The organism is Marinobacter sp. L-80, assembly GCF_056859395.1.
Genome location: NZ_JBSXOI010000076.1, coordinates 168,789 through 184,938 on the forward strand (window position 1 = coordinate 168,789; position 16,150 = coordinate 184,938).

The 16,150-nt window shown below is 51.3% G+C and carries 15 protein-coding genes; 1 reads left to right on the forward strand and 14 read right to left on the reverse strand.

Annotated elements, in window-relative coordinates; genetic code table 11:
* The 14 genes from AC13E3_RS19390 to AC13E3_RS19455 all read right to left on the reverse strand — a co-directional run bounded on the left by AC13E3_RS19390 (position 1) and on the right by AC13E3_RS19455 (position 15,053).
* On the reverse strand, positions 1-636 hold the full coding sequence (locus tag AC13E3_RS19390; protein WP_482902385.1) for a GNAT family N-acetyltransferase: 636 nt from the start codon (positions 634-636) through the stop codon (positions 1-3).
* 27 nt (positions 637-663) lie between these two features.
* Complete coding sequence (locus AC13E3_RS19395) at positions 664-1,794, reverse strand: glycosyltransferase (protein WP_482902386.1); 1,131 nt, start codon at positions 1,792-1,794, stop codon at positions 664-666.
* The gene (locus tag AC13E3_RS19400; RefSeq protein ID WP_482902387.1) at positions 1,791-2,777 is read right to left on the reverse strand and encodes a polysaccharide deacetylase family protein; all 987 of its coding nucleotides are present in this window, start codon (positions 2,775-2,777) and stop codon (positions 1,791-1,793) included. The genes AC13E3_RS19395 and AC13E3_RS19400 overlap by 4 nt, the downstream gene beginning before the upstream one ends.
* Positions 2,767-3,825, reverse strand: a complete 1,059-nt coding sequence (locus tag AC13E3_RS19405) for a GNAT family N-acetyltransferase (RefSeq protein WP_482902388.1) — start codon at positions 3,823-3,825, stop codon at positions 2,767-2,769. Before AC13E3_RS19405 ends, AC13E3_RS19400 begins: the two co-directional genes overlap by 11 nt.
* Before the next feature lie 16 nt (positions 3,826-3,841).
* The gene (locus tag AC13E3_RS19410) at positions 3,842-4,966 is read right to left on the reverse strand and encodes a glycosyltransferase (RefSeq protein WP_482902389.1); all 1,125 of its coding nucleotides are present in this window, start codon (positions 4,964-4,966) and stop codon (positions 3,842-3,844) included.
* Positions 4,967-5,006: 40 nt separating this feature from the next.
* Complete coding sequence (locus AC13E3_RS19415; RefSeq protein WP_482902390.1) at positions 5,007-6,146, reverse strand: acyltransferase family protein; 1,140 nt, start codon at positions 6,144-6,146, stop codon at positions 5,007-5,009.
* Between the two features lie 12 nt (positions 6,147-6,158).
* Positions 6,159-7,313 carry a glycosyltransferase family 2 protein gene (locus AC13E3_RS19420; protein WP_482902391.1) on the reverse strand — a complete coding sequence of 385 codons (1,155 nt, stop codon included), beginning with the start codon at positions 7,311-7,313 and terminating at the stop codon, positions 6,159-6,161.
* Positions 7,313-8,212 carry an XrtA system polysaccharide deacetylase gene (locus AC13E3_RS19425; RefSeq protein WP_273157155.1) on the reverse strand — a complete coding sequence of 300 codons (900 nt, stop codon included), beginning with the start codon at positions 8,210-8,212 and terminating at the stop codon, positions 7,313-7,315. Before AC13E3_RS19425 ends, AC13E3_RS19420 begins: the two co-directional genes overlap by 1 nt.
* A 26-nt stretch (positions 8,213-8,238) precedes the next feature.
* Positions 8,239-9,561: an outer membrane beta-barrel protein gene (locus AC13E3_RS19430; RefSeq protein ID WP_273157154.1), complete on the reverse strand. Its 1,323-nt coding sequence runs from the start codon at positions 9,559-9,561 to the stop codon at positions 8,239-8,241.
* Positions 9,562-9,565: 4 nt separating this feature from the next.
* On the reverse strand, positions 9,566-10,468 hold the full coding sequence (locus AC13E3_RS19435) for a P-loop NTPase family protein (RefSeq protein ID WP_482902392.1): 903 nt from the start codon (positions 10,466-10,468) through the stop codon (positions 9,566-9,568).
* Positions 10,468-11,985 (reverse strand): XrtA system polysaccharide chain length determinant, encoded by a 1,518-nt coding sequence (locus AC13E3_RS19440; RefSeq protein ID WP_482902393.1) that lies wholly within the window; start codon positions 11,983-11,985, stop codon positions 10,468-10,470. Before AC13E3_RS19440 ends, AC13E3_RS19435 begins: the two co-directional genes overlap by 1 nt.
* Positions 11,986-12,024: 39 nt before the next feature.
* Positions 12,025-12,669 carry an XrtA/PEP-CTERM system exopolysaccharide export protein gene (locus tag AC13E3_RS19445; protein ID WP_482902394.1) on the reverse strand — a complete coding sequence of 215 codons (645 nt, stop codon included), beginning with the start codon at positions 12,667-12,669 and terminating at the stop codon, positions 12,025-12,027.
* Between the two features lie 69 nt (positions 12,670-12,738).
* Positions 12,739-14,151 (reverse strand): TIGR03013 family XrtA/PEP-CTERM system glycosyltransferase, encoded by a 1,413-nt coding sequence (locus AC13E3_RS19450; RefSeq protein ID WP_482902395.1) that lies wholly within the window; start codon positions 14,149-14,151, stop codon positions 12,739-12,741.
* A gap of 188 nt (positions 14,152-14,339) precedes the next feature.
* Positions 14,340-15,053, reverse strand: coding sequence for a PEP-CTERM sorting domain-containing protein (locus tag AC13E3_RS19455; protein ID WP_482902396.1), 714 nt, complete (start codon positions 15,051-15,053; stop codon positions 14,340-14,342).
* Positions 15,054-15,422: 369 nt separating this feature from the next.
* Here AC13E3_RS19455 and AC13E3_RS19460 point away from each other — a divergent pair, with 369 nt between their 5' ends.
* Complete coding sequence (locus tag AC13E3_RS19460; RefSeq protein WP_482902397.1) at positions 15,423-16,133, forward strand: PEP-CTERM sorting domain-containing protein; 711 nt, start codon at positions 15,423-15,425, stop codon at positions 16,131-16,133.
* Positions 16,134-16,150 lie beyond the last annotated feature (17 nt).

A 16,150-nucleotide genomic window follows, 5' to 3' on the forward strand; every position in this document is an offset into this window, starting at 1 on the left:
TCACGAGTATTTTCGAGCAAAAAATTTGCCACTTCGGGAACAAATTTTGAAGGCGATCTGGAGGTTCATTCGTTTAAATCCTAGCCTCTCATGTATGCGAACCGACCTTAAATTTGTTTTTTCTACAATCGCCGTCACACGGCTTTTCGAGTATTCTTTCTTCGCATGCTCAATAAACCCTTGGGTAAGATATTTCATCAATCCCAAGCCTCGATATTCCGGGTCGATATAACTATCAAAGTCATAGACCTCGTCAGTCTCAACATCGATCACGAATCCGTATCGCTCTTCCCTGTGTTGCCCGGGGCCTACCTGGCCCCAGACATAACCGACCGGAACGTCGTCAACATAGATCACTGCCGAGAAAAAACCTTTATTTAAGCGGTCCCTGAAGGTGTCGCCCTTATCAAGGACCCTGATTATTTCATCAACACCTTCTAAAGAAGAAACAATTTTTACATCAATACCTGAAGGAAACCCTGCATGTCCTATAATCAGATCTGAAGACACCCTGTAAAAATAAAAAATACATATGTAATCAAAAACACCAATTCTTTTGATCAACAGCAATACCAACCCTAAAAGGCCAGATTCTTTATATCTTTTACTAATTTTATCCACTAATTGGCCAGCCATGCCGATTTCACCTCTCGATCCCTGCGCCTACCCCAAGCTATTTTCATAAACCCGGATATGACTTTCAACCATACGCGGAACACTCAACTCAGACATCATATCTTTAGATTTTATTGAAAAATGGAAGCGCAAATCTGAATCATAAATCAGAGATAACATGAAGTTAGACAATTCTCTGGTGTTTCCGACCTCGTACAGAAATCCATTGACACTATGCTCAACGAGCTCATGATTTCCCCCAACATCTGATATTACCGTTGACAGGCCTGAGTCAAGGTACTCCATAACAGTATTGGAAAGGCCTTCTGACTCAGAACACAATACGCCAATATCAAAATACTTCAAAATACTACGGGGCTCTGAAATCGGCCCCACAAAATGAAAGTAACGGTCGAGATGAAGTCTATCAATCTGGCTTAGTAGATCGCCATAATATCCTTTATCCGAAATATGACCGATAATAAAAAAATGGACGTCATCTTTATTCATAATTGCCGCAGCGGAAATGAGATCTGATATTTTCTTAATAGGTCGTACATTAGCAACAAGAACCACCCTCGTCATACCTTCTGTTTCTTTTAGTTTGTCAGCCAGAACATCAGGCTTTAGTTCTTCAGGTTGTTGGTATTGCTTGTCGATCCCATTGTAAATTACATCGATCTTTTTTCTTGGCTTCCACTCCCGGCTCGCCGTCAAGTCAGCGACGGCCTCACAATTACATATTATTCGAGCATTCGACCAAAAAAACATTCGTAAGAGAATGAGCTTGGGCGTCGTGTACCAAATCCCCATGTCGCGCCTTGAGGTAAACACTCTTAACGTGGATTTCAAGAATAAAACAGGAAATACCAGGGCCACGTCATTGAAAAACCCGTGCACAATGTCAACCTCGTCACGCTCCAACATATTCCGGAACTTTCGAAGGCGCCTGATCCCCTTCAAGGACATCAGTGAATCGATCTCAAGGGATTCTACAGGGCACTCAAATGATTCCAGGTTCCTGGTAAACTCTGTATGGCGGAAAACATAAAGCCGGACCTTATGGCCTTTTTCAACCATTCCCCGGATCAGCCTGTGTAATTGGCGCTCTGTTCCACCGTTTACGCTGAACAGATAATCAATAACGTAAACAATGCTCATCGGCTGCGAGTCGCTCATAGAAACCCAGCCATTTTTGCCTTGAATTGCCCTCTGCTGTCGAATCGCCCCACCCCTGGTCGGGGCAGTGCGAACAGATTGTCTCCGATAGAACAGGGCCGGTTTTGCGTAGTCACGGCGCTGCGAAATCCAGCTTTCTCGATCAACTGTCGGACACGTTCATCTACGTTGCCGTTGGGATACGAGAAATGAACGGGCAATTCACCTGTCCATTTTTCCAGTAATCGATTGGCAGTGTTAACCGAGCTTAAAACAGACTCGTCATCCAACTGGTCAAGAAGTTCATGGGCGTGAGTATGACAACCGATCGTCACAAGAGGATCAGCCGCAAGGTGGCCGAGCTCTTCAGGTGTCAGCATTCGCAGACTCGGCTTCAACCCCGGGAAAGCATCAACAATACGACCGACCTCTTGCTGTCGCTCGTCTTCGTTGAGGGTTTTGAGCCAGGTGAGCATCTCCTGTACTGCGACCCAACGCTGATCATCTGTGCCTTTCGCCGGGACACGAAAGATCTCTGTTGCGTCGCCCGTGGAGGGTTTCCAGACTATATCCTCACCGGACTGTAGAAGATTAATAATCCGATCGTACCAGTAAAGTTCCCCATCCTGTATGGCCTTTGTTGCCACATAGATTGCAAAAGGCGCATTCAGAGACCTCATCAACGGCAGCACGGTCGAAAGATTACCGGAATAGCCATCATCGAAGGTAATAACGACGAAGGGCCTGTTGCCTTTGCTTTGGCCCAATATACGGGATTGGGCCTCATCCAGGGACACTACATCGTAGTGCCTCTGCAGGAATTCAATCTGCCAACGAAACTGATCTTCCTTGACTACCGTCCAGGCTGGCACAGATGCGTTCTCAGGCAACACCTCGTGATACATCAGGATATAACCCATGCTATCTTCAAGGTTTTCGTTTATATGCCTTTTGACCAGAAACTCCGGAAAATATAACCCGGCCAGTCTTCTTTTAATGCCCATCGCGGAACTGTTTCCTGATTCGTTTGAGATGGCCTTTGACTACAGCCAGAAATCGAAAGGTAAGCACTCGCAGGTTTCGACGTTCAAGCCTCAGCCGAAACAGCTGTCTCTTTTCTGAAGTCCAGAACCCTTTATATTCTTCATCGCCCTGGAGAAAGTTGAACTCCTTATAGCCAAGATCGCAATAATGCCTTATCACCTCATGAAGGATTACTTTACCTGGACTAAGTTCGCCGAACTCCGGATCATGGGCTACCTGGTAATAAAAGAACCTGCTCGCAAATTCAAAGCCATAAATGACAGCAAGGGTCCGGTTCTCCTGCTTGAGCGAAAATAGTCTCGCATAATCAGACTGTTGGATCAGCGCAGAATGATGCTCGAAAAAATCTTTGTTTTCGACGCTGCTTTCGATACCCCGCTCCGCAGCTCGCATCTGATGAAGCCTGAAGAACTCCCGGAAGCAATCCTGTTTTTGATCCGGGGTAAGGCTCTGTGTGACAGTGGCGCCTTTCACTTCCAACAGCTTCTTCGTACTTGCCTTGAGGTTGTATCTTTTTTTCTTCCGGAATTGACCCAGCACTTCCGAAAACCCGGAATTAATTGGCAAGTAAGGAGCAACTGTCTGCTTTTCACCCTCAACACCCCACGCCAGGCACTCTTCGGCGGTAGTCCAGTCGATTGTCAGGCTGTCCCAACGCACATCAGACTCAAAATGATGCCGAATTTTTGTAGCTGCTTCTTCAAGCTTATCTTTCTTGCATACAAGCCCAATAGGATCAGGGTGAAAACGGGTCCCGAGTATTTTCGCATCTATCCCTCCGAGTATATTTCTCTTTCGGATCACGGGCAGCACTGCAATCAAATCACCGGATTCCTGCTCCGTAACGGTGATGACATGAATGTCATTCTCAAACCGGGCTGCAGATGAAAGCCAATCCCCCGAGCAAAAAAAACTGGGCTCAAACATTTCCTTTGCAAACTTGTTACACCACTGAACAACCCATATTGGAAGCTCGTTCTGATATGACTGGATACTGAGGTTAGGCATAAAGTCTTCTTTCAGGTTATAGGAGTGCCTGACGGTAAAAAACTAGATAATGTTTCGCCATTTGCGTCGCTGAGTAATCACGATTTACACGATCTTTAGCCCAGTTCGTTGTTCTGAACAACTGACCCGGATCGGCAAGACACGCTAATAGGTCATTACCCAATGACTCCGGTTCACTCACAGGGCTGACCACTTTGCCGCCTTTTCCTCCACCCAGAACACTACTAACCTCACCCACATCCGAGGCAACAACTGGAGTTTGTAATGCCATAGCCTCAAGAAGGGTGATAGGCAGCCCTTCAGTAAGTGAGGGCATCACCAGCAGTTTTGAATGCTTCAGCAGCGCAGGTACGGTACTGCAATACCCCGGCATAAGCACATCGTGTCTGATGCCAAGATCTTCCATTAACGCCTCAAACTCCTGGCGAAGCCCACCCTCACCTACAATAACCAGCCCCGAGTCCGGGAACTGTTTTTTGAGCTCGGAAAAGGCGGAAATCAGCCTGTCGAAGCCCTTTTCTGGGGAGAGACGGCCGACGCCAAGTATTACAGTTTCATGCTTCGCGAAAAACGATTTGTAAGGCTCTTCCATTGGCGTCAATGCGGACTCCTGAAGCTCCGAAATATTGAGGCCATTCGGAATAACAACAGCGTGGTTGTCTGAAAGGCTTGCCGGCAGCTCTTTTTTCATTGCCTCCCCGACCAGAACCACGCCTCTCATGCGGCGGATTGCGAATCGATCCAGGGTTTCGTATACCCATAACTTTGAAAAACGTGGCGCATTCAGATAGCCATGCAGGGTAGCGATCATCGGAATGCGCCTGAATCTCTCTGGATAGATTCCCAGAAGAACATTGAACTTGAACCCGTGGGAATGGAGAAGTTCATAGTTGTTAGCCTGTGCCCACTTCAGGATTTTCCAGGATTCTTTGATGTTCAGGCCTGGCTTCATTCGCCATGGAGTTACGGGCAGTCCCTTTTCCTTCGCCGCTGCCTCAAGCAATTTTTCGTCGATTCCGGGTTCACCGGCACTAAGAATCATTGGCTCTAGGCCCTGCTTTACCTGTTCCTGAACCAAGCTCAACAACATCTTTTCGGCACCGTATAGGCCGCCGCTGTCAATCAGATGCAAAACTCTCACCCAGGCCTCCGGGCTTTTTTCATAATGAACATAAAAGGGGTCACTTTTCTGACCTCACTTGACTGCGCCCGGTGAGGATGAATCTGATCCAACCGGCATCGGGCGCGCCATCACGTAGATCAGTAAACGGCTTTTCAAAAAAACGATAAATCAGGAAAGATGAAAAAATTGCAAACGCGGTCCAGCCAGTGAACGTCATTATTTGCAGAATCCAGCTATCGACGATTTTTGGCAGGATAAAAATCCTGAACCCTTCAAGGGCTGGAACATGAACAAGGTAAAGAAAGTAGGACCACAGTGAAATATTCCGGACCCACTTTTCCAGAAGGCGTTCCCGGTCATTCTGAAAGCTCCAACTCGATAACAGGGGAAGCCAGCAACTGATGCCAAGGGAAATAACCGGAAAAAGGAACAGGAGCATCCAGGCTTGCTCGTTCACCTCCGGACTATTTCGAATAGCGATCCCGGCGGCAAGCAGAACAATGCCCGTAACAAAAAGTGGAAGCTTATACTTTGTTAAAAATTCCCGATTCTTCAACCAAAGCCAGGCCGCTGCAACGCCATAGATGAGCGAGTCTAATCGTAACAACGCGACACGCCTCATCTCGTCGTTCCAGGTGGCGTCATAGTTGATGATGTAATGATATCTTCCCAACAGTGACGCAACGACAATCAAAACGAAAGTTGACCATATTGCTATGGTTTTGCTTTTGGAAAGCCGTAACGAAACGAGAAATATTAAAGGTATCGTGACATAGAACCATTCTTCTACCGTCAATGACCACGAGACACTGAAGAATCCCTCATTTGGACTTGTCAGATTCTGAAGAAAGAAAAGGTAGCGCCAATCAAAATTAAAATCGTCCTTTAGAAGACTAAAGCCAACAAGGTTGATCAGGATAAAAAGGTAATAATTGGGAAGGGTTCGCCACCAGCGGCGCTTCCAGAAATAAACCAGGTCATTAAGCCCTGAGTTGTTCGAAAATGTTTTGAGAAATATAGTTCCGATCAGGAAGCCACTCAAAACAAAAAAGAACTCGACACCGAGAAAATCGAAGATCCGGAAAAACTCATAAACACCACTGAAAGACGGCAACAATACCAGGCCGTGGCCTATGACAACGAGCATGATTGCCATAAATCGCAGGAAATCCAGCCCGAATATTCTAGATGAGTCCATGAGTGTGCCTTCCTATCCCTTCCTTGGATTCCAGATAACCTTCTTCTCGCCCTTCAAAAACGCAACCCAGGCTTTGTAAGAAGCCAGGTTCAGAAGCATGAAATAATAAGGTATCGAATAGAGAGCCGACAGTGGTTGGCCCTCTTTCTCTTTTTTGTGGCCCTGCCAGGCAAGTAGCACGAAGCCGATATAGCCAAGGGCTGCCAGAGTGTATATGCCTGCCTTTGGTGCCAGATACAGTGTAGCCAGTGCCAGGGTGGCCATGGGCACGAAGGCGCCGTAGCGCAGCAGTTTGTGGGATATCATCTGCCAGGCGAAGGTGGCGTTGTTGGCCGGGTTCATCAGTTGTTTCATGTCTTTCAGGGCCCACAGCGCACGAAGACTGACCCGTACCCGCATGCTAAATTCGCTGCTGCCGTCTGTGAGGGCTTCTTCTTTCAACAGCGCTTCTGGCTCATAAACCACGCGGTAGCCCTGCTCTACTACTTTTAGTGGCTGGACAAAGTCCGGCAATTGGTCGGCGCGTAATGGCTGGTAAAGTTCTTTTCTTATGGCGTCTATTCCGCCATCCACACCAACTACCGATCCTATTCTGGTTTCCTGCAGGCGCAGCCAGTTCTCGTATTTCATGTAGGCGCTGCAGCCGTCGCCGATCAGGGAGCCGTCCTGGTGTACGTACACCATTTTGCCGGTGACGTAACCCACGGCAGGGTCGCTGAAGTTGCGGGCCAGTTTGCGCAGGGCCTGGGTGTCCCACTGGGAGTTTGCATCTGAGAACAGCAGGATTTCGCCGGTGGCGTGCTGGTGCAGGGTGTTCAGGCCGGAGGTTTTGCCCTGTCTGGGCACTTGCCTGAACAACTGGACCGGCACCGGGGCGTTTTTGGCAACGTTTTCGACTATGACATCAGTGCCGTCTTCGGACTCATCTGAAATCACCAGGATTTCCAATTGGTCCCGGGGGTAATCCAGTTCCAGCTTGTTTCTGAGGGTGGCTTCGATGTCTTTGGCTTCGTTATAGGCCGCAATCAGAATGGACACCTTTGGCAGGAATTCCTCTGATTTCCGTATCGGTTTTGGCCTTATAGACGCGACAACTTTTACCGCCAGCGGGTAGCCAAAGTAGATGTAGAAAAGCAGCAAAAGTGAAAACCAGAACACGAACTGCATTATGCGATTCCACCTGCAGCCTTCAGTGCACCGGCTTCCATAGGTTCCACCCCCAGCAATCCCTGAGCCCGCAGTACATTGCCCATGGTGGTAAACCGGAAATGGCCCAGAAGCTTTGACAGGCGTTCTTCGCACACATCCAGGTTGTTGTAGTGGCGAAAACGGGAGAACCATTTCACGTCCAGCCTGGGCTGGCCCGGATCTACCTCCCAGGGGTGCAGGTAGAACACAAACGGCTCGCCCTGGCGGTTGATGCTGCCAAGTCCCCAGCGGCTGAACCAGTAGGGAAACAATCGGAAATAGCCACCGCCGGCGATCGGCAGGGTGTAGCCGGGCAGTTTCAGGGTGCTGAGCGGAAACTCGGCCAGTTTATAACCCTTGTCCGTAGTGAGTGTGTGAGGCCAGCGGGGGGTGCCAGGCATGCCGTAGCGGTCGTGATGAACGGGGAATATTGAGGAATCCCAGGCGAACCCTTCCTCGGCCAGAATATCCAGTGCCCAGCGGCTTTCATTGGTAATGGAATAGCTTGCGGCCCGGTAGCCGGTAATGGGTTCACCGGTAATGTTTTCCAGGACGGCTTTGGAGCGCCGGGTTTCTTCGCGGAAAACCTCGGGGGTCTGGTTGTAGATAAGCTGGTGGCTGTAGCCGTGACTGGCAATTTCGTGGCCTTCTTTCCGGATCAGGCGAACCAGTTCGGGAGACTTTTCTGCAACCCAGCCCAGGGTAAAGAAGGTAGCCCTGGCCTTGTGACGGTCCAGCAGGCTGAGAATGCGCTGGGTGTTGGCTTCTACCCGGTATTCCATGGAATGCCAGTCTTCCCGGCGGACGGCTTCGGCCAGTGCGGCAACCTGGAAGTAGTCTTCAACATCAATGGTCAGGGCGTTTTCAATCGCGCTCATGGTCATCACATCCTTGCGGCGCCGGTTTACAGAAGCCTGTAGTCAACACTTAACTGCACCCAGTTCTCGTCATAGGTCTGTGTTTCGATGTCGCTGTCGCGCTCATACCGGCCCACTCTTGCGGCCCACTCAAGGCGGCGCGAGGAGCGGTAGGTCAGGCCCAGATCAAGGCCGGTGGTCTGATAATCGGCTTGATCTGCCTTGTAGGTCAGCAACTCATACTCGCCAGAGGCGACCGCGGACAGCTTTGGGGTCAGTTGTCTGGTATAACCGACCCTTACCCCTGTTCCGTCCCGCCGGCCTCCGGCGACGGATCTCGCTCCCAGGTAGTCGGAGCGGTTGGCGAAGGCGGAGACAGACAAGGAATCACCGTTACTGAATATTTTGTCCAGGCCGGTTTCAATACTGGTGGCTTCAAGCGTGTTACTTTCTTCCAGCTCGAAAGTGAATTCATTGAAGCGAATGTCGTAATTCGATGCCCGGTCCGTGAACTCCCGGGAGGCCCTGAGATAGAGCGTTCCTCCGGAGTTCAGTGAGCGTGTAAGGTTCAGGTCACCCACCACCCCGCCTGAATTCTGCTCAAAACTCCCAAGTGTGGTATTTATTTCACTGACCCCCAGGGACCCACTCAATGCGGTTGTGGCCCAGCGTTTGCTGAAGGTGCCACTGAGTGTGCTTGTGCGGATCTGCGCGCCGGTGTCAAGCTCCGCGTCGCTCACCGAAGCGGATAAACCGGCGGAAAAATCCGGCGAAAAAAGGTGGCTCCAGGCGATGGCGCCGATGAATCTGTCACTGTCTGGATAGGACAGAGTACTGTTATTATTTCTGTTCGGGTCTGAGAGGTCGTTATACTCTGTGTTCTCATAACTTGAGGATAACTGAACCGAATCCAGCAGTGACAGTTGCCAAAGATAGCTGGGCCCGGTTCGGAGGACATTTTTCCGGGTCCGGTTGTCGGGTGTGTTGCTCAGGCGACGGGTTCGGGTATATTCCCGGGTCTGGTTGTCGACTTCCCAGGAAAGACCCTGTGCAAGTTCACAGCTGCCTGTAATGCCTGCGTTAATTCCTGTTTGCGGCTCGTAGGTATTCTGCGAGTACACCGAATAGGATAATTCGCCGTTCGCGCTGGCAATACATTTTCCGGGATCGGTCTGGTAGTTGCCCCGTAAGGTAAACCGGTTTTCAATATCGCTCTGCTGTTGATCCGCCCTTCTGGCGATGTTGTCGCTGTATCTAGGCCCAAAGCCCACATACAGCTCCGGAGGTGTAGCCAGTGTAACCGGCGAGCTGGCCAGAAGGGCCAGCCCCAGCGAAGGCCGCAGCTTCGCGGCGAAAGACCTGAACGCCATTGCCTTAACCATTGATCACCGCACCCACAAATTTATCCGGATTGAACGCCAGGGCCGCATTCTCAATCTTGCCTGGCGTCAGCTTGCCGTGGGGGACCACCAGCATGCCGTAATCGCAAAGATCCGTCAGAATCCGTGCGTCCGGAGAGTCGGAAATGGGCGCCGTATCCAGCACAATGAAGCGATCTGGATAGCGGCGGCGGATGGCCTGCAGGAACTGCTTCATGCGAAATGAGGTAAAGAACTCCGCTGGCGTTTCGCGTTTGCTGCCTGCCGGTATCAGGCGCAGGCGCGGAATGCCCGTTGGATAGAGTATGCGGGCAATGTCGTAGTCCGGGTCTTCCAGAAAATCGGTCAGGCCCGTCTCCGGCATGATATCGAGCATGGTGTGCAGAGACGGTTCCCGGAGGTTGCAGTCGATAATCAGGGCGGTTTTGGCCTGATCGAAGGCAAACGCTGCCGCCAGGTTCAGTGCCATGAATGATGAACCAGAACCCTCTGAAGCGCCACTGACCACCAATGTGAAGTTGTTACCGCCAGACAGTTCCAGGAGTTTGGTTCTCAGATCCCGGAACCGGTTGACCAGGGCCCGGTTTTTACTCTCGGGGTAAATGATACGCCGCTCATCCAGATCGTCCGGGGTAAGCCGGCGAGGTTCCTGCATGCGAACGATCTGTTTGCTGATAACGTACTTGTCAACAGCCCCCGCCCCTAATTCAAGAGTGCTCGGAACCAGCAATCTGGAATCATCTGTGTCTTCGTGGCCCAGTTCCTTTTTCAGGCGCTCCTTGCGCTCTTCGAAATAGGCGTGTGACTGCACGTTCGAGCCGCTGCCGCTGCGATTCTCCTCAGCAGACTCGTTGGAATTCCCTGGCTGGCGTCCCGCCTGCTCTTTCCATTCAGACATCACAAAACTCCAAAGTGGGTGGCTACAACCACACCCAGATAGGCGGCGATTGCCAATACAGCGAGCACGATGACAGCCGTGGTGAGCCGCCTGTCATGACGTTTTTCATAGGGCGTACGAACCCTCGGAATTTCGGCAAGTACTGGCAAACCTATACCTTCCTCAAGCTGCTTGCGGGCGCGCACACGCGGATCAATCTGCAGCAGGCCGGCCACGGCTCCAAAAGGCGCCATGATACCCAGGAAAAGTCCCGCGGCTGCAAACATCGAAAACTGCGGGCCGCTGGGGTTACGGGGGTACTGCGCGGTTTCATTGATGCGGTAATTAAGTCCCTGGCCTTCGATATCCAGATGCATGGACACCCTGGCCTTTTCACGGCGTTTCAGAAGGTCGTCGTAAATTTCGCGGTTTACCTCCATGTCCCGGGTCAGTTCGGAATATTCCGCCTTGTTGGCCTGAATACGTTCCATCCGGAGTTCCTGCTGCTGCATCAGCCGTTCAAAGAAGGCTATGCGCGTGTCCACCGTTGCAACATCCGCCCGGGCTTTCGATAGGGCTGCGCTCAGCTCCTGGTAAAAGGGATTCACTGCTTCCTCGCCTTCCACCGGTGGTTGCTGTTCTGTGTCGCCGGCATTCAGTTCACGCTGTTTACGCAGTTCCGCCAACTGTTCCTGGAGGATCACAATGTCCGGATAGGTATCGTGATATTGTAACCTCAGATTATCCAGCCTCTCTTCCAGCGCCTGTATTCTACCCCTGTAGGCATCTTCGGTCCGGCCCTGACGAATAGTGGGGTTCACATCCGCCAACTGTTGCTGGAGCGAGGCAACGCGGGATTCCAGCTCCTGTTTTTCAATTTGAGCGAGCTCAAGCTGGTTTCGAAGCTGCGCCATTCGGGCGTTCGCTTCTTGCTCGGTACCGTCGGTATTCTCGGAAAGAAACTCTTTCAGCCTGGCCTCCACATCTGCCAGCTGGCGCTCGTAGCTTTTCACCTGCTTGTCGATGAAGTCGTAAGCGCTGCGACTCTCACGCCGTTTCCGTTCGTTCGACTCGGCAATAAAAAGTTGCCCCAGTCGCTGGGCGACCCGGAAAGCTTCGATAGGCGATGAAGCCGAAAACCCGACGCTGAAGTAACTGTCGCCGCGGGGCCGAACCGAGAGATCTTCCCGGAGCCTTGCAATCCTGGCCTCAACAGCCTCCTGTTCCATGGATGCGTCGGGAAACACATTTTGATCCGTCGCCAGCTTTTCCATTACGTCGCGGGTCATCAACAGCTCTTTTGCCGCAGAGGTGCGGTCGTTGATTTCTGTGGTCACCGCCCGCCCCTCCATTAGTGGGCCGATGATGTTTTTATCGTCCACAAAGATGATGACATCGGACTGGTATTTATATGGAAACACAAAGCCCGCGCCCAAAACCCCAAAGCTCACGAGCAGGAACACGAGAAACGCCAGCCACTTTCGCTGGCGAACTTCGCGAACAATTTCAATCGGCAACTGGGACAGAGGTAATGCCATAATCAAACCCGACTCATGTAGCGTTCAGAGCAAAAAGCGTTAAAAATTCCGTTCCGGGACCGTCAGGATATCTCCCGGCCGCATGCTGTAGTTGGTTTCAACCTGCCCTTTGTTCAGTATGTCGTCCAACCGGATCGGGATGGCAACTACCTCTCCTTCCACCTTCCGGTACAGCATGGCATTGTTGAGAGCGGCGAATTCGTTGGCGCCACCGGCGTTCAGGAAGATGTCCAGCACGGTCATGCCACTCCGATGAGGGATGGACACCGGCTGTCGGACGGCACCTGTTACCCGAACCCGGTCTGTGAATTCATGACTGCCCATGGAGGTAACAACAACACTGACTTGCGGCTCACGGATATATTCTGAGAGCGAGATCCGGATATCGTTGGCGAGCTGTTCCGGCGTCCGGCCGCTGGCCTGTACATCACCTACCAGGGGGACGGAAATCTTGCCATCGGGACGCACGGGAACTGCGATGCTTAGATCCTCGTTGCGCCAAACCGAAACGCGGACCACATCGGTGGCTCCCAGGATGTACTGATCCACACTGTCCCGGCTTTCCAGCGCGAGCGCTCTCTGGATCTGTTCGGGCGATGAGGCCGTTTGTGTGGCACACCCCGTTGCCAACGCTACCGCCAGGAAAGAGATGATTGCCCCTTTCAAAAATGTCTTCCGTGCCATGGTTTCCTCTCTTCTTCCAATTCGTCTTATTGAAACTTCAAATGGCGCATCCATCGAAAATCCGCCGGGTCACCGTGATCCTTTTTTGAACAATACCACCTCTACTGTCTGAATTATAATCAACAAGTCCAGTAACAGGCTTTGATTTTTAATGTAATAAAGGTCGTAGCTGAGCTTTTCTCGAGTGTCTTCTTCGTTATCCGCGTAAGCAAAACAAAGCTGCGCCCAGCCAGTCAGACCGGGCTTCACCCGATGCCGTTCACTGTAAAACGGAATTTTTTCAGAGAGCTGCTGAACGAAGACAGGGCGTTCTGGCCGGGGACCAACAAACGCCATGCTGCCGTTCAACACATTAAAAATTTGGGGCAGCTCGTCGATTCTTACTTTGCGAATAAAGGCGCCCACCTTCGTAACCCGAGCATCGTTCTTCTGGGCCCAGACGGCACCATTTTTTTCGGCATCGGTAATCATCGAGCGGAATTTATGGACATTGAAGATCCGGCCATTAAGCCCTACGCGCTCCTGGCTGTAAAAAACCGGTGCTTTCAGGCCGTCCTCCAGTTTGATGGCGATAATCGTCAGGATCATCAAAGGCAGTGAGGCGATGAGCAATGTCAGCGCCGCGAGCATATCCAGGGAACGCTTACCAAAACCGAATACCGAAGAAACCGTAAACCCATCCGAGAAAACGAGCCAGCCGCGGGTAACCATTTCCAAAGCGACCTTGCGGCTCTCTCGCTCATAGAAACTTACCCCGTCGACTATCTTTACACCCTCCATTTTACACTCCAGGAGGTCCTCCATTGGGAGGCCCTTTCGACGGTCGTTGACCGCCACCACGATTTCATGAACCGTGTTGTCCACCACATGCTCGTGGAGCGAACCGCTCAGCCTCAACAGGTACTTGTCCTCGACTTCAATGGGCTCGTCTGCAATCGGCACGAACCCAGTAAGGATGAAACCTTTGCGATTAAACGGTGTGCGCAAATCCTCATGAATTTGCCGGGCACGGAAACCCGCACCGAGTACCAGGACTTTCCGTTTGAAGGTTTCTTTGCCAACCACTGCAAAGAAGATCAGCCTTGCCGCTCCCAGCATAAATACGGAGAACACGGCCGCAGTAGTGAGAACCCCGCTACTGCCCAGATACCAGAGCCAATCAGACGACAACAGATAAGCAAAACCACAGAAAGGTATCCCGAGAATCACGCACAAAATAGTGCGGAGCATCATCCCTGACATGCCCTCTTCCAGGCGGGACTGGTGGACGCCAAGGGCAACCATGACAACAAGATTCAGAATGCCGAATGTTACCGCTGAAGGCAGCACCAGCCAAAAGTTGTCAAGAAAGAATGATAAGTCGCCGAAATATCTAAAGAAGGCGGATAGTGCGAACGAAAATCCGAGTACAAGAAAATCGATCAATCCAAGGATCAGGTAGGGTACGTGAAGGTAATGTCGAAACAACCTGACGTGGGCCACGCCAACTCCTTTTGCTGTTCACATTCAGAAGAACGCATCCCATGCGTCAAACACAACGTTACGTGATCAGCAGTGTACTGCAATTTCGATTATCTGCAACGGTCAGACGCCTCCATGGCACCTGTATAAAAAGCTGACAGCCCCGGCATCCTTATCCGAAGCTGTCAGTGTTTTCTTGCCTGCTCAGATCAGGCTTGCTTGCGACGGCGAGCAGCCAGGCCCAAGCCTGCAAGACCAAGGCCGAAGAGAGCCAGGGTGCCGGGTTCAGGAACGGCTTTTACGTCATTAATACCAACGACCAGATCGTTGAAATCATTATCACCGCCAAGCACATCCTCAAAAGCTACCAGCAGTTGGCTGCCAAGAATTTCGGTGTCGCCCGAGTAGCCATGCACGTCGTAGATCAACGCCATGTCTTCATTATTGGCATTCATAGTCGCATCTGAGTAGAAGCGCTTGCCGTCCCTTTCGAGATAGAAACCGAAGTAACGCCCAATTTCAGCTGTTGTTGAGCCCACCGAAACAGTCCCGGCAGCAAGATCGAACTCAAGGCTTCGGCTCTTGATGGGCGAGTCTGTACCAGTGAACACTTCAAGGATGTTGTTGCTGGACGCTGCATTAGGGTCAAACAGGTTCATATCGTAAATGCCGAAAGAATTCCTGGAATCGAAACCAGCGAACTCGAAGATCAAAAACGCGGTAGCGTTATCGATTGCGCTGTCTGTATCGATTAATTCGGCATAAGCAGCGCCAGTGTCGGTGTATTCACCCGGAGCTATATCATTGAAAAGCGTGTTACCGCCGTCATCTTTGAGATCGACCAGATCTGTCGGGATTGCGTGGGCCAGACCAGCAACGCTGGCAAGTAAACCCGTGGCTATGATTTTCTTTACTGCATTCATCTTTGTTTTCTCCGTCCTTGTGGATACTGCATGGACACTCATGCAGAAATAATGCCAGAACGGTAAATTCATATATTTCAGTGCCTTATACTCACCAAAAACTAGAGCTGTAAATTTTTTCGACTCCACCGATGTCAAATAACCACCCTGCAGACCGGGCGCCCTCCCTCCTTTGATGTCAACGTTCTTTGAGGTGGGGATGTGGATCCTCAACCGACTGGCATTGCGATTTGTCGGGAAAATTTACAGCCAAGCACGCAGATCATCCCCGCTTTTCCTCTAGGTGCCTGTTTTGTCGATCATCCTTAGCTTTGGCATAGAGCGTGCTGAGTAAAACGTGCCACACCACTCGACTTTTTGGAGAAGATCATGAAAAAGGAAATTATACGCAAAGCAGTTGGGGGAGTTTTCTTAACTCTGGGTATGCTTGCCCTGGCAGGAACTGCTCATGCAGGCCCCGTGACGTTCACTTTCCAGAATCCCGGAGCAGACCTTCCGACCAACAGTTACACAACTGGCGGTACCTGCAACGGCACCAATATTTCAGGTTCGGATCTTTGTGAAACAGAATTAGGGGCGGGCCTCGACTATTCGAAATCCGGGTTGGACCTCAGCGCGACGGCGAACAATACGAATGGAGATGCGTTCCTGATGCAGGACCTGTCGCCCTCCAATTCCGGGCTCGCTGTCATTTCACCAGGCGATAGCAGTTCAGATGACCAGGTTCAGGTCGCCACCGGCGAGTCGATTCTGTTCACTTTCGGGCAGCGCGTGAATCTACTGGGCTTCGACTTCAATGACGGAAGCGACTCGGATTGCGGTACAGCAGGAAGCGAGGGTCCTTGTGGATATTTCGACTTGTTTGTCGACGGTGTATTCGAGGCTAACTATGCTGCCGTGGATGACTGGAGCTTCCCCACTGTAATCAGTGGAACAACCTTCAGAGTCGCGCATACTGGCCCTGAAAACGGCGGATTTGCCATTGGCTCGGTCACCGCAGAGGTTCCGGAACCTGGCACATTAGCTCTGCTGGGTCTTGGTCTTCTCGGTCTCGGCGCCAGCTACCGTCGCCGGAGCTGAATCAAGCCGAACTGCCT

What these genes read in the sequence shown, in the direction of transcription:
- AC13E3_RS19390 (WP_482902385.1), bottom strand. Translation starts at nt 636, where the DNA reads ATGGCTGGCCAATTAGTGGATAAAATTAGTAAAAGATATAAAGAATCT.
- AC13E3_RS19455 (WP_482902396.1), bottom strand. Translation starts at nt 15,053, where the DNA reads ATGAATGCAGTAAAGAAAATCATAGCCACGGGTTTACTTGCCAGCGTT.
- AC13E3_RS19440 (WP_482902393.1), bottom strand. Translation starts at nt 11,985, where the DNA reads ATGGCATTACCTCTGTCCCAGTTGCCGATTGAAATTGTTCGCGAAGTT.
- AC13E3_RS19420 (WP_482902391.1), bottom strand. Translation starts at nt 7,313, where the DNA reads ATGCAGTTCGTGTTCTGGTTTTCACTTTTGCTGCTTTTCTACATCTAC.
- AC13E3_RS19425 (WP_273157155.1), bottom strand. Translation starts at nt 8,212, where the DNA reads ATGAGCGCGATTGAAAACGCCCTGACCATTGATGTTGAAGACTACTTC.
- AC13E3_RS19435 (WP_482902392.1), bottom strand. Translation starts at nt 10,468, where the DNA reads ATGTCTGAATGGAAAGAGCAGGCGGGACGCCAGCCAGGGAATTCCAAC.
- AC13E3_RS19415 (WP_482902390.1), bottom strand. Translation starts at nt 6,146, where the DNA reads ATGGACTCATCTAGAATATTCGGGCTGGATTTCCTGCGATTTATGGCA.
- AC13E3_RS19395 (WP_482902386.1), bottom strand. Translation starts at nt 1,794, where the DNA reads ATGAGCGACTCGCAGCCGATGAGCATTGTTTACGTTATTGATTATCTG.
- AC13E3_RS19400 (WP_482902387.1), bottom strand. Translation starts at nt 2,777, where the DNA reads ATGGGCATTAAAAGAAGACTGGCCGGGTTATATTTTCCGGAGTTTCTG.
- AC13E3_RS19460 (WP_482902397.1), top strand. Translation starts at nt 15,423, where the DNA reads ATGAAAAAGGAAATTATACGCAAAGCAGTTGGGGGAGTTTTCTTAACT.
- AC13E3_RS19430 (WP_273157154.1), bottom strand. Translation starts at nt 9,561, where the DNA reads ATGGCGTTCAGGTCTTTCGCCGCGAAGCTGCGGCCTTCGCTGGGGCTG.
- AC13E3_RS19405 (WP_482902388.1), bottom strand. Translation starts at nt 3,825, where the DNA reads ATGCCTAACCTCAGTATCCAGTCATATCAGAACGAGCTTCCAATATGG.
- AC13E3_RS19445 (WP_482902394.1), bottom strand. Translation starts at nt 12,669, where the DNA reads ATGGCACGGAAGACATTTTTGAAAGGGGCAATCATCTCTTTCCTGGCG.